Here is a 13,754-nt window from a genome sequence, read left to right on the forward strand (position 1 = left end):
GACGGAATATGGGGTTTACCTTGCTCTATGGGAATGACCGTCAACCCAACCCGCCGACAAGTCAGCGCGTGATGGCTGGGTGCTCAAGTTTATCGGGCCAGTGTTCTACCATCGCGGCGGCAAAATCGGCGGCGAAGTTTGATGGAAAGCTGTCGCGTACTTTCATCGAGATCGCCGGCCGTTCATCGCATGCACCCTCGGCACCACAGAACAGGTGCTGGGCAAGAGGCAGGCTACGTTGGGGCAGGGGCATGACCATAGGGACGGTCTATACCACCAGACACCGGTAAACAATTGTATGGTTTCGACATTGTTAACGCCCTTCTTCTCCCCTCCCGCTCACGGGAGGCCGAGCGCAGAGCGGGGCTAATTCAAAGGCGCTTTGGCGTCAGGTTGCAGGCATGTCGATTTTACCCATGATCCGGCCGGTTTCGGACAGGATCTTGATGATTGACTGATAGTGGCGGATGTCTTGCCAATCGAGTTTGCGACCCTTGCGGTCTTTCAGCCATTTTTGCGCGGGCTGGTATCCGCCGATGTGGTGCTCCCATGCCTGTGCGGGCACGCCTTCGAAATACTGCTCGTCGTTGATCCACACTTTGCCGGTTTGCAGGCCGGGTTCAAAGCGCGGTTTGTTCACCACGCTGTTGCCGTCTCCCTGAAAGGGGAAGGGCGTTTCACCAACGGCGTCCGCCTCCATCAGATGCAGGCGGCGCAAGGCTTCGCCCTGTTCGCTTAACGCGGTGAAGGTTTCGGGATTTGCGGGATATGGAATGCGCGGAAAATCGATCTTGAGGAATTGCGCATATGTCTCGCGATAGGCGGGGCAATGCAGCACGGCATAGATGTAGTCGAAAACCTTCACCTCATCGGGGCGGGCCGCACCGGTCGCGCGGCGGAAATCATCGCTGCCATCGGGTGCAGGGGAAGGGCCGGACAAGCCAGCCGCCTCCTGGATTTTCGCGTAGAGCGCCGGGTTGAAGTTGACACGAATGGTCTGGTCTAACGTGCCTTCTTCTGGATGAATGTAAAGGGGGAAATTCGTAGTTATATCAAAGCCGCTAAATGCTTTGTGCCCCGCAATTGTCGCGCTAGCCAAAGCGCCTAGACCGTCTTTTGTCTGCTTTGGCAACATCATGGATAGGTTCCGCAATCCAGCCAGATGCCGCATTACATCATTGCGCGGGTAGCAGTGAAAGCCACGGGACTTTCCCGTGTAAAAAGTCCAACGCGTGTCAAAAGGTCTGTAAGCGATGGGCGCAAGGCGTGTTGGTGTAAGATCGGCTATCAAATCCGCCTTGGCCCATGCAACTCTCCAATCGCGCGCATCTTCTCCCAGATTATACCGCGTCCGCAAAGTTTCGACATCAGTCTTGGTAAAGTCCTGGACGCGGTTCCAAAGCGCCTCCCGGTCCATGTCTATCGTCAATTCATCGCGTGCGGTGACAATGCCGACAGAATTGACCGGCATAAGCTCGGCAATGGAAAAGCCCTTCGAGTATACGTCTTCCACGCCATAATTGCGGGCGACAAACGGATATTGTGGCGCTTTGGGCGGCAAGGGCGTTGCGGCAAGCGCAGACATGTTGCTGTCCCATAGCTTGATGTTCTTGAAACCGCGGCTGCCCCACAAGTCACCGTGCCACACTTTTGCCAAAGGCTTGGCCGCCTTGTCTGTATGGCGCCGCTTTACCGCCACGATGATCGCCACGCCCTGCATGATGTCGAACACGTTCTTGTCGGGCGAACCGTCGGGGCAAACTTCCTTTTTCTTGGAATTGCCGTGCAGGTCCAGAACGTAAATCTGGTCAAAACTCTCCATCAGTTGCCAGCGCATCCCGCGAAAGGTGGGGTTGTCCAGATAACCGTGGTTGGTGATGAAGCCCAAAACGCCCTCGCCATTCTTGGCAATCATATGTTCGGCAAGGCGGATGAATTTCACATAGTCATCATTGATCCACTTGGGATTGCGCTCTTGCAGCTTCTGGATGCCGCCCGGCTCCTTTTTGTAAGCCTCCATCAAGCCTGAAATCCACGCGCCTTTGTTGGCGCTTTCACCCGAATAGGGCGGATTGCCGATGACGCACATGATCGGGGTCTGGCGCTTGAGGTTGTTGGCCAGCTTTGATTCTTCGGCGATGGCGCGTTGCAGGCCCATGAAGGGCAGCGATTGTTCCACCCTTTCGCCGTCATCCAGGCTGTTTGTCAGATAGACACCCAGACGCGGCGAACTGGCCGAAGGAATATAGCCAAGCTCGCCAAGGATCATGTCCAGCTTCATGTGACACATGGCATAACTGGCCATGAGCAATTCAAAGCCGTGCAAGCGCGGGATCAGGTCATTTTCAACATAGGCCGACCATTGGCCCGGTGCGACGTTCTTTACCCTGTTGGCCACCAGCTTTATCGCTTCGGCAAGGAATGTGCCGGTGCCGGTTGCAGGGTCAAGCACCTGCACACGGTGAACGTCTTTGCGGATGGTTGCCGGATTGCCGGTCTTCGGGTCGTTCTGCCCGGTATCCCAGTCGATCGTGACCTTGCTGGTATCGGCCAGCCCGTCGGCAAGGCCGAACTCTTTCACAAGCACTTCGTCCACGGCGCGCACAATGAAGTTCACAACCGGTTCCGGCGTGTACCAAACACCGCGCGCCTTGCGTTTGGCCGGGTTATATTCAGACAGGAAGGTTTCGTAGAAATGCAGAAACGGGTCATTGCGCCCGGTGAATTTGCCGAAGTCTTTCAGGATATCGTGCAAGTCCGTGGCGCGGAACACGTCGCACAACTCGTCAATCACCCAGCGCAGACGGTCGTCCAGTTCGATCCCGGCAATGTACCCGAACAGGCTGCGCAAAAACGGGTTCGATTTTGGCAGCAGGTCCAGCGCCTCCTGCCTGCTGAATGTTTCCACCGAGCTATCATGCAGACGCGCCGCAAACAGGCCATAGGCGATGGTTTCGGCATAGATATCGGCAAATTCGGCAACCGTTATGTCATGCAGCAGGCTTGCCTTGAACGCCTCATGCTGCCCTACCAGTTCACTGTTGATGCCCGCCTGTGTATCGGCAATCAGCGCACGTGCCATGATGTCTTTGATAATGGCCGCTTTGCCCGCCATCATCTCGGCCAGATGGCGCGCGCTGTTTATGCTGATGGGTGACTGGTTCACGAAATCGCGCAGCAGCGCTTCGAGCGCCGCAAACTCCTGCGGGCGGGCAGGCAGTGTGGGGATAAGGTCCGCTACGGTAACAAACGCGATACTCTCGCCTTTGCGGATGAACTCGAAATCGAAACCGTTGGTGTAAATCAGGTTCGGCAAGCCCTTGGTGTAGCGGACCTTTTGCTCTTTGCTGTAATCGTTGGCTGCAAATCTGCGCACATCTTTGCCAAGGTCCTTTGCTTCGCACCAACCCGCAGCCACATCCTTGCGCATGAAAACAAAGTCCGGTGCGCCTACATCGGTTTTGCGCTTCGGCTCGTTGATGACCGTGATGGCAGGGTTGATAGAACTGAACAGTTCAGCCAGCGCGGGTCTGAAGCTGTGCTCTGTCGTCTGCCCGCCTTGATATAACTTCCTGACTTTGTTGACGTAACCGGCAATATCCAAACCACGGAAACTGTCTGCCTCGGTATGCACGCTCATTGCGTAATCGCTCCGTGAAGCCGTTCGGCCCCGCCTTCGTTCGTGCGCCAGCGTTCGATGAATTGTTCGAAATTCAATGACGGCCCTTTGCGTAATTCCTTTCTATTCGGGCAGGACCGCCCGCGTGTCGGTGCGTAAAGTCACATCCGTACCCAAAGCCCATATTGCACCGGGACGGCACGCTCCCCACATGCGCGCAGGGGCTTTGGCAGGCACTTGCCAATCATGAACAAATATGGAACACCGCCGCGCATGTCACTCAATACAATTTCCGTCCGCGGCGCTCGTGAACACAATCTCAAGGGGATCGATATCGATCTTCCGCGTGATAGCCTGATCGTCATCACCGGCCTTTCCGGTTCCGGCAAATCCAGCCTCGCGTTCGATACGATCTATGCCGAAGGGCAGCGCCGCTACGTCGAATCGCTCTCGGCCTATGCGCGCCAGTTCCTCGAAATGATGCAGAAGCCCGATGTTGAACACATCGACGGGTTGTCGCCTGCCATTTCGATCGAACAGAAAACCACCAGCCGCAACCCGCGCTCAACCGTAGCCACGGTCACGGAAATCTACGATTACATGCGCCTGCTGTGGGCGCGCATCGGGGTGCCTTACAGCCCCGCCACCGGACTGCCGATTGCCGCGCAAACCGTCAGCCAGATGGTTGATCGTGTCATGGCCCTGCCAGAAGGCACCCGCGCCTATCTGCTCGCGCCCGCCGTGCGTGGCCGCAAGGGGGAATACCGCAAGGAACTGCTCGAATGGCAGAAAGCGGGCTACACCCGCGTCCGCATCGACGGTGAAATGATGGCCATCGAAGACGCGCCCGCGCTCGACAAAAAGCTGAAGCACGACATCGAAGTGGTGGTTGACCGTATCGCCGTGAAAGACGGCATCCAGACGCGGTTGGCCGACAGCTTTGAACAGGCACTGAAGCTGGCCGACGGGCTGGCGTTCATTGATCTGGCGGACACGACGGTTGAGGCCATCACCCAAACTCCGTTCGCTTCGAGCGAAGTCGAGAAGCCGGGCGCAGGTGTCTCGACTTCGCTCGACATGAACGGGGCAGGGGGCAAAACAAAGGGGGGCATGAAGAACACCGGCCTGCCCGCCAACCGCATCGTCTTTTCCGAAAAATTTGCCTGTCCCGTCAGTGGCTTCACCATCGACGCGCTGGAACCGCGCCTGTTCTCGTTCAACGCTCCGCAGGGTGCGTGCCCTGCATGCGACGGGCTTGGCGAAAAGCTGCTGTTTGATCCGCAACTGGTGGTGCCCAACGAAAACCTGTCGTTGAAACAGGGTGCGGTGGTGCCTTGGGCGAAAAGCAACCCGCCATCACCCTATTACATGCAGGTCCTTGCCAGCCTTGCGGGCCATTTCGGGTTCAAGCTGGAAACGCCGTGGTCAGACCTTCCGGGCGAGGTGCAACTCATCATCCTGTATGGCACCGGCGGCAAGGCCGTGCCCCTGACGTTCATCGACGGCAAGAAATCCTACACCGTGCAAAAGGCGTTCGAGGGCGTGATCGGCAACCTCAACCGCCGCCTTTTGCAAACGGAAAGCGCGTGGATGCGCGAGGAACTGTCCAAGTTCCAGACCGCGCAGCCGTGCGAAACCTGCCACGGCAAACGCCTCAAACCCGAAGCCTTGAGCGTCAAGGTCGCGGGCACGGACATCTCCACCGTCACCCACTTCTCGGTTGCCGCCGCCGTGGAATGGTACGGTAATCTTGATGCGCAGCTCACCAGCCAGCAAAGCCAGATCGCCAAGGCCATCCTCAAGGAAATCAACGAACGCCTGGGCTTCCTCAACAACGTCGGGCTTGATTACCTGAACCTTGATCGCACCAGCGGCACATTGTCGGGCGGCGAAAGCCAGCGCATCCGCCTGGCCTCGCAGATCGGCAGCGGCCTGTCGGGCGTGCTTTACGTGCTCGATGAGCCATCCATCGGCCTGCACCAGCGCGATAACGACCGCCTGCTGATTACGCTCAAGCGCCTGCGCGATTTGGGCAATACCGTGATCGTGGTGGAGCATGACGAAGACGCCATCCGTACTGCCGATCATGTGGTCGATCTTGGCCCCGGTGCGGGCGTCCACGGCGGGCAGATCGTCGCGCAGGGCAAATTGCAGGACATCCTCGACAATCCTGACAGCCTGACGGGCCAATACCTGACGGGCGCGCGCCGCATCGAAGTCCCGAAAAAGCGCCGCAAGGGGAATGGCTTGTTCATCAGCGTTGAGGGCGCGCGCGCCAACAATCTGCAAAACGTCAGCGCCAAGATTCCGTTGGGCACCTTCACTTGCGTCACCGGCGTCTCCGGCTCGGGCAAGTCCAGCTTCACCATCGACACGCTCCACGCAGGAGCCGCGCGCCAGTTGAACGGCGCGCGCGTGATTGCGGGCGCACACGATGCCATCAAAGGCCTCGAACACTGCGACAAGGTGATCGAGATTGACCAATCCCCCATCGGCCGCACCCCGCGTTCGAACCCCGCCACTTACACCGGCAGCTTCACCCTGATCCGCGATTGGTTTGCGGGCCTGCCTGAATCCGCGGCTCGCGGTTACAAACCGGGCCGCTTCAGCTTCAACGTGAAGGGCGGACGCTGCGAAAAGTGTCAGGGCGATGGCCTGATCAAGATCGAAATGCACTTCCTGCCAGACGTTTACGTGACGTGTGAGGAATGCGAAGGCCGCCGCTACAACCGCGAAACGCTCGAAGTGAAGTTCAAGGGCCACTCCATCGCCGACATCCTCGACATGACGATCGAGGACGCCGAGGAGTTTTTCAAAGCCGTGCCCCCGATCCGTGACCGCATGCACATGCTCAACGAAGTGGGCCTGGGTTACGTGAAGGTTGGCCAGCAGGCCACGACGCTGTCAGGGGGTGAGGCGCAGCGCGTCAAGCTCGCCAAGGAACTCGCGCGCCGCTCCACCGGCCAGACGCTTTACATTCTGGATGAACCGACGACGGGCCTGCATTTCGAGGATGTGCGCAAGTTGCTGGAGGTGCTGCACCGGCTGGTGGAGCAGGGCAACAGCGTCGTCGTGATCGAACACAACCTCGACGTGATCAAAACCGCCGACTGGATCATCGACCTCGGCCCCGAAGGCGGCGTGCGTGGCGGTGAAATCGTGGCCGAGGGTACGCCCGAAGTGGTGGCCAAGAACGCGCGCAGCTTCACCGGGCACTATCTGGCGCCGTTGTTGGTGCGATAATCGCACCAAACGCCCCTCCCGTTCAGCGACGGGAGGGGTTTTTAACGCGTTCAGCGCCCTTGCTGGGCCAGCAAACGCAGGCGTAGCGCGTTCAACTTGATAAAGCCGGCAGCGTCTTTCTGGTCATACGCGCCGGCATCATCCTCAAACGTCACGTGGCGTTCGGAATAAAGGCTGTCGGGCGATTGGCGGCCGACAACCGATGCATTGCCCTTGTACAGCTTCAGCCGGACGGTGCCGTTAACGCGTGCCTGACTGTGATCAATCGCCGCCTGCAGCATCTCGCGCTCAGGCGCGAACCAAAAACCGTTGTAAATCAACTCGGCATATTTGGGCATCAGTTCGTCTTTAAGGTGCGCTGCACCCCGGTCCAGCGTGATGCTTTCAATGCCGCGATGTGCACGGGCATAGATTTCGCCGCCCGGCGTTTCGTACATGCCCCGGCTCTTCATGCCGACGAAGCGGTTTTCGACAAGGTCCAACCGGCCAATGCCATGCTTGCGGCCCAGATCGTTCAGCGCGGCCAGCAAAGTGGCAGGGCTCATCGCCTCGCCATTCAGGCCAACGCCATCACCGCGCTGGAATTCAATAGTGATGTATTCGGGCACATCGGGCGCGTCTTCGGGATTGACGGTGCGCGAATAGACATAATCAGGCACTTCGGCCCACGGATCTTCCAGCACTTTGCCTTCGGACGATGTGTGCAAAAGGTTGGCGTCGGTGCTGAACGGGCTTTCGCCGCGCTTGTCCTTGGGCACAGGGATCTGGTGCTTTTCGGCCCATGCGATCAGCGCGGTGCGGCTGGTCAGGTCCCACTCGCGCCACGGTGCAATCACCTTGATGCCGGGCTCCAGCGCATAGGCGGACAGTTCAAAACGTACTTGATCGTTGCCCTTGCCGGTCGCGCCATGCGCCACGGCATCTGCGCCGGTTTCACGGGCGATTTCGATCAGACGCTTTGAAATCAATGGGCGGGCGATGGAAGTGCCTAGCAAATAGTCGCCTTCGTACCGGGCATTGGCGCGCATCATCGGGAACACGAAATCGCGCACGAATTCCTCGCGCAGGTCGTCGATATAGATATTGTGATCGGGCACGCCCATCAGCTTCGCCTTGGCGCGTGCCGGCTCCAGTTCCTCACCCTGACCAAGATCTGCGGTGAAGGTTACCACCTCGCAATTGTAGGTGACTTGCAGCCACTTTAGGATGACGGAGGTGTCGAGGCCGCCGGAATAAGCGAGAACGACCTTCTTGATATCGGACATGGGTCAAAGACTCCCGAGGAAACAGCGCGCCGCGCGCCTAACAGGCGGGGGTCAAGATCGCAACCTTTGGCTGGCAGCTATTGCGCGGCCTGTTGTTCAAGATGCCAGTTTGGCGCTTCGTCCAGTGCCGAAAGCCGCGCAGCTTCATGCTGGATATAATCGCGCGTCATCGGCAGCGCGCTGCGGCGCTTCACGCTTTGTATGTGGAAATTCACCATGCCGCCGTGGCGAAAGCTCTGTTCGGCTCCGGCAAGATAGAACTGCCACATGCGGAATAATCGCTCGTCATAAAGCGCCACGATTTCCTGCTGGTGCTGGCACGCGCGGCGGTACCATTCGGCAAGAGTATAGGCATAATGATAGCGCAAGACTTCGATATCGCCCACTTCCCAGCCCGTCTTCTCCAGCGCGGACACAAGTTCGCTCATTGCCGGGATATAGCCGCCGGGAAATATATACTTGCGCGTCCACTTGTCCGTTGTGCCAGGCGGCCCGCTGCGGCCGATGGTATGCGTCAGCATCACACCATCAGGATCAAGCAGGTCATTGGTCTTGGCAAAGTATTCGGCAAAGTGCGGTGCGCCGACATGTTCGATCATGCCCACGCTGGTGATGCGATCGAACTGGCCGGTGACATCGCGGTAATCGATCAACTGGAACTTGACCTTGTCAGCCACACCGGCAGCGGTTGCGCGTTCCTGCGCAAACTTCACCTGATCGGGTGCAAGGCTGACGCCAAGTACCTCGCAGCCGAAATGCCGGTTCAGATAAAGGCCGAGCCCGCCCCAGCCGCATCCGATGTCAAGAATGCGCATACCTTCGGCGCGGCCTGGTTCAAGCCGAAGTTTGGCGGCAATCAGCGCCTTCTTGTCAACCTGCGCTCGCTCCAGCGTGTTCGCTGGATCGCGGAAATAGGCCATCGTATATTGACGGTCCTCGTCCAAGAACAGTTCGTAGAACTGGCGTGTCAGGTCATAATGATGGACGACGTTCTTAGATGCTTTGGCGCGCTGGTTGAACTGGTCAGCGCGGGCGAGGACGTTGCCAATAAGTTTGCGCACTGGCCCCTTGCGGTCAATCCCGCCAGTGGATTTGGCATTGGCCATTACCAGCAGGATGAAATCACGGATGTCGTGTGGTGGCTCCACCACCAACCGTCCATCCATATAAGCCTCGCCCGCCCCGACGCGGGGGTCGCGGGCGATGTGCATGGCCGCGCCTTTGTCTGTCAGGCGGATGGTGACGGGCGCTGTGCCGGTGCCATAGGAATATTCGCGTCCATCGTGATCAATCACGACAAGCGGGCCAGTGCGGACAACCCGCTTCAACATTTGATTGAGGAGCCACATAGGCACAAGATATTCGCTACGGATCAAGTCGCAAGACTATTCGTCACCCATATGGAGCAGATCGGCCAATTGCCAAAAAGGGTGGGGCCTTGCGGTCCCACCCTTTGGATTACCGCCCTTAACCGATTAACGGCAGCGCGCGCCGCTCCGTTCGATTTCGCGCCCAAGCAGTGCACCGCCAACAGCGCCAAGGATGGTGCCAGTGGCACGTTCGCCGCGGGTATCGATGGCCCTGCCTGCCAATGCGCCGCCTGCTGCGCCGATGATCAGGCCGGTCGTGCCGTTGTTGCGCTTGCAATAGTAGCGCCCGTCATCGCCGCGCCAAACGCGATCGTTGCTGCTGACCCGGCGCGGTTCGACATAGCGGCCACGGCTGTCGTACAACGAATTGCGCTCTTTGGCGCGATGGCCGTGGGCCGGTGCCCAACGCGGCGGATCGGCAAAGGCCGGCGCGGCGGGGATGACAATTGCTGCCATCATGGCGGCCAGGATCGACTTTTTCATAATTTGCTCCCTCGAAGACGTGATCGCCACTCAAGGGCGACATTGCAGTTACAACGAAGCGTTTCGCGAAATGATCCACAACCCCAGATGAACGCGCATTTCTGTTTGTTGCTCAATCACTTCGCGCAAGCTGCACCGTTCGTCTGATGCGACGAACGGTGCAGGAGCGGGTCAGGCCGGGCCTAATCAATAGTTCCATTGCACTTGGGCGCGCAGCACTTCGCCCTTGGCGCGGCCAGTGCGGCGGTCATCGGCTTCGATGCGATTGATGTTCGCATAGGATACGACAACCTCGAATTCCTTCATCGGCTGCCATTCCACGCCGAATTCATACTCTTCGCCGTCGAGCCGCGGGGCGTTTGTTGCAGCCTTCCACCCGCCGCGATAACGCTGCCAGCGGGCAAAGGGGATGAACTGGCCGATGTCGGTTTTCGGGGCGCGGTACATCGTCATGATATAGCCGCCTGTGGAATCACCTTCCTCAATTGCGCCGGTCACCGGGTTCCACTGCGGGCCGGTGCCCCACTTCCATTCGGCTTGAATACCCAAAGGACGCGGATAGATCATCGCGTGGAGACCGACGTGATTGTCGGTAAAGTTGGTGGCCGAAACGCCGCCGCTGCGCACTTCGGGACGGAACTTGTTGAGAATGCCCGATGCGCCGATTTCTGCAACCTGGCCTTCAAAGATCCCACCAAGACCATCAAGGCGGATTGGGATCGTGGCAAGGCCGACCATCATGTATGTGCCGTTGCGTTCAGTGCGGTTGACGGTCTGGCCGTTGTAAACACCAAAGCCGAGCGCGCCATAATTGCCGAACAGTTTCTGCCCGTCCTTGGCCAGTTCATCCCATATCGCCTGAATTTTGGGCGGGGTGTAATAGGCCACGACCCCCAGATCGCGTTCACCTGGAACCGGTTGGTTGATAGCGTCGGTACGATCAAGCGGGACGCGGTTTTGCGAGCTTTGCAGGTTCTCCCAACCAAACGGCACTTTGGATTGGCCAAAGCGCACACGCAGGGTCTTTGCGTCATCAAGGAACACATCAGCATAAGCATCGCGCATCTGGAAGTAGTGCAGACGCGATTCGCCGCTGGATTGCGCTGCAACGGATGTGGCCAGATCGCCTTGCATATAAAGCGAGACGCGGTTCGATATTTCACCTTGAACCACAAGACGGGCGCGGCGGATTGAAAGGTTGCCGTTCTCGTTTATCCCCGAATCCTGCACCGAACGCAGGCGCGAAACACCGGTTGCCGCGGTTTTGGGACCCGACAGGATTTCGTTCATGCGCAACTGGGTATAGCCGCGGATTTGCAGCTTGTCGTACCAGCCCTTCTTCTTTTCGGGGGATGCCGAAGGGGCAGGGGCAGGGGCAGGGGCAGTGACAGGGGCCGCAGTGGCAAGCTGAATCGGCTGCACAGGTGTGGCTGGTGAAGCAACAGCAGCAGGCGCGGCGGTGATTTGCGCTGTCTGCATTGCCCGCACAATGGCCTTTAACTCATCCACCTGGCGCTGAAGATCAGCGATTTTCGCGTCGCTATCCTGCGGCGCAGCCTGAGCTTGTGCGACGCCAGCGGCGCTAAGGAACACGCTTGCCACCAGCGCTGCGCGGAATGCCTTGCCCGTCATGATCACTGAAATCTCCAAAACACGTCGTTGAGGGGCCGCTAGCCCCATTAAATGACGGATATGTGACAGTCTATTGACTTACCTGACGACTTGGTTGGCGCAATTTAGGGCATTAAACATATGTATTATATCGATAATACTGTCTGTTACAAATTGGATACCATCGTCAAAAATATGTCTTCCAAATGAAAAATATTACAAGCCGTGGCACTTGGCGCCCAGCCATTTGCCCATCGTGACTTAATCGCGCACACCTGCTAACGGCCCTCGGGTGCGCACCGCACCGCTTCCTTTCAAAGACCGACATGACCGACCTTTCGCTGATCCGTAACTTTTCCATCATCGCCCATATCGACCACGGCAAGTCGACGCTGGCTGACCGTCTTATCCAGTTCACAGGCGGCCTGTCCGCGCGTGAGATGAGCGAGCAAGTGCTCGACAACATGGATATCGAGCGCGAGCGCGGCATCACGATCAAGGCGCAAACCGTGCGGCTGGATTATACCGGCAAGGACGGGCGCACATATCAGCTCAACCTGATGGATACGCCGGGCCACGTTGACTTTGCTTATGAAGTCAGCCGCAGCCTTGCCGCCTGCGAAGGCGCGCTGCTGGTGGTTGATGCGGCACAAGGCGTTGAAGCGCAGACGCTGGCCAACGTGTATCAATCCATCGAACACGATCACGAAATCGTGCCGGTGATCAACAAGATCGATCTGCCCGCCGCCGAGCCTGAAAAGGTCAAGGCCGAGATCGAGGACGTGATCGGCATTGATGCCAGCAACGCGGTGATGACCAGCGCGAAATCGGGCATCGGCATTGAAGAAGTACTCGACGCCATCGTCGCGCGCATCCCGCCTCCGGGTGGTGATCGCGATGCGCCGCTTACCGCGATGCTGGTCGATTCGTGGTACGATCAATACCTCGGTGTGGTCATCCTCGTGCGCGTCATCAACGGCGTGATCCGCAAGGGGCTACAGGTCAAATTCATGGCCGGCGGCACTGAACATTTGATCGACCGCGTCGGTTGCATGCGGCCGAAGATCGAAACGCTCGATGAACTCGGCCCCGGCGAAATCGGCTTCATCACCGCGCAGATCAAGGAAGTGGCGCAGGCCCGCGTTGGTGACACGATCACCACGGTAAAGAACGGCGCAACCAAAGCACTGCCGGGTTTCAAGGAAGTGCAGCCGGTGGTGTTCTGCGGCATCTTCCCGGTTGATGCGGCCGAGTTTGAAAAGCTGCGCGAAAGCATCAGCCGCCTGCGACTTAACGATGCCAGCTTCAGCTTTGAAATGGAATCAAGTGCGGCGCTGGGCTTCGGGTTCCGCTGCGGTTTCTTGGGGCTGCTGCATCTTGAGATCATTCAGGAACGCCTCAGCCGCGAATATGATCTTGATCTGATCACCACCGCTCCGTCGGTGGTCTATCGCATCCAGCTCAACAAAAGCCGCACCGATGATGCGCGCGAAATCATGCTGCACAATCCGGCGGATTATCCCGATCCAAGCCGTATTGCGCAGATTGACGAGCCTTGGATCAAGGGCACGATCTATACGCCGGATGAATACCTCGGCTCCATCCTCAAGCTATGCCAGGACCGGCGCGGCGTGCAGACCGGGCTGACTTATGTCGGCGGCCGCGCACAAGTGACGTATGAATTGCCGCTCAACGAAGTCGTCTTCGATTTCTATGATCGCCTCAAATCGATCAGCCGTGGCTATGCAAGCTTTGACTATGAACAGATCGGCCTGCGTGAAGGCGATCTGGTGAAGATGAGCATTCTTGTGAACAACGAGCCGGTCGATGCGCTCTCGATGATCGTTCACCGCAGCGCCGCCGAAGCGCGCGGCCGCCACATGTGCGAGCGCCTCAAAGACCTGATCCCGCGCCACTTGTTCAAAATTCCGGTGCAGGCCGCCATCGGCGGCAAGGTCGTCGCCCGCGAAACCATCGCCGCCATGCGAAAGGACGTGACCGCCAAATGCTATGGCGGCGACATCAGCCGAAAGAAGAAGCTTCTGGAAAAGCAGAAGAAGGGCAAGGCCCGCATGCGCGAATACGGCAACGTCTCCATCCCGCAGGAAGCCTTCATCGCCGCGCTTCGGATGGGTGAGGAGTGACCTTTTAAGCCTCGCCGGG

General features: G+C 58.4%; 7 protein-coding genes. 2 read left to right on the forward strand and 5 right to left on the reverse strand.

Annotated elements, in window-relative coordinates:
- Positions 1-388 precede the first annotated feature (388 nt).
- A complete protein-coding gene (locus B7Y89_RS03155) occupies positions 389-3,640 on the reverse strand; it encodes a type ISP restriction/modification enzyme (protein ID WP_292935663.1) in 3,252 nt (1,083 codons plus the stop codon).
- Positions 3,641-3,892: 252 nt separating this feature from the next.
- On the opposite strand from B7Y89_RS03155, the gene uvrA reads away from it, so the two are divergent.
- Entirely contained in the window at positions 3,893-6,862 is a 2,970-nt protein-coding gene (gene uvrA / locus B7Y89_RS03160) for an excinuclease ABC subunit UvrA (RefSeq protein ID WP_292935665.1), read from the forward strand.
- A 50-nt stretch (positions 6,863-6,912) separates the two neighbouring features.
- Here uvrA and B7Y89_RS03165 read toward each other — a convergent pair whose 3' ends face one another.
- From B7Y89_RS03165 to B7Y89_RS03180, 4 genes are all read right to left on the reverse strand, one after another.
- Positions 6,913-8,127, reverse strand: a complete 1,215-nt coding sequence (locus tag B7Y89_RS03165; RefSeq protein WP_292935667.1) for an argininosuccinate synthase — start codon at positions 8,125-8,127, stop codon at positions 6,913-6,915.
- Between the two features lie 77 nt (positions 8,128-8,204).
- Entirely contained in the window at positions 8,205-9,476 is a 1,272-nt protein-coding gene (locus B7Y89_RS03170; RefSeq protein WP_292935669.1) for a cyclopropane-fatty-acyl-phospholipid synthase family protein, read from the reverse strand.
- Positions 9,477-9,602: 126 nt separating this feature from the next.
- Entirely contained in the window at positions 9,603-9,980 is a 378-nt protein-coding gene (locus B7Y89_RS03175) for a glycine zipper 2TM domain-containing protein (RefSeq protein ID WP_292935671.1), read from the reverse strand.
- Positions 9,981-10,166: 186 nt separating this feature from the next.
- The gene (locus B7Y89_RS03180; protein WP_292935957.1) at positions 10,167-11,612 is read right to left on the reverse strand and encodes a porin; all 1,446 of its coding nucleotides are present in this window, start codon (positions 11,610-11,612) and stop codon (positions 10,167-10,169) included.
- A 305-nt stretch (positions 11,613-11,917) separates the two neighbouring features.
- On the opposite strand from B7Y89_RS03180, the gene lepA reads away from it, so the two are divergent.
- A complete protein-coding gene (gene lepA, locus B7Y89_RS03185; RefSeq protein ID WP_292935673.1) occupies positions 11,918-13,735 on the forward strand; it encodes a translation elongation factor 4 in 1,818 nt (605 codons plus the stop codon).
- The last annotated feature ends 19 nt before the right edge of the window (positions 13,736-13,754 follow it).

The sequence above is a fragment of the Novosphingobium sp. 32-60-15 genome, from assembly GCF_002280675.1.
Taxonomy (GTDB): domain Bacteria; phylum Pseudomonadota; class Alphaproteobacteria; order Sphingomonadales; family Sphingomonadaceae; genus Novosphingobium.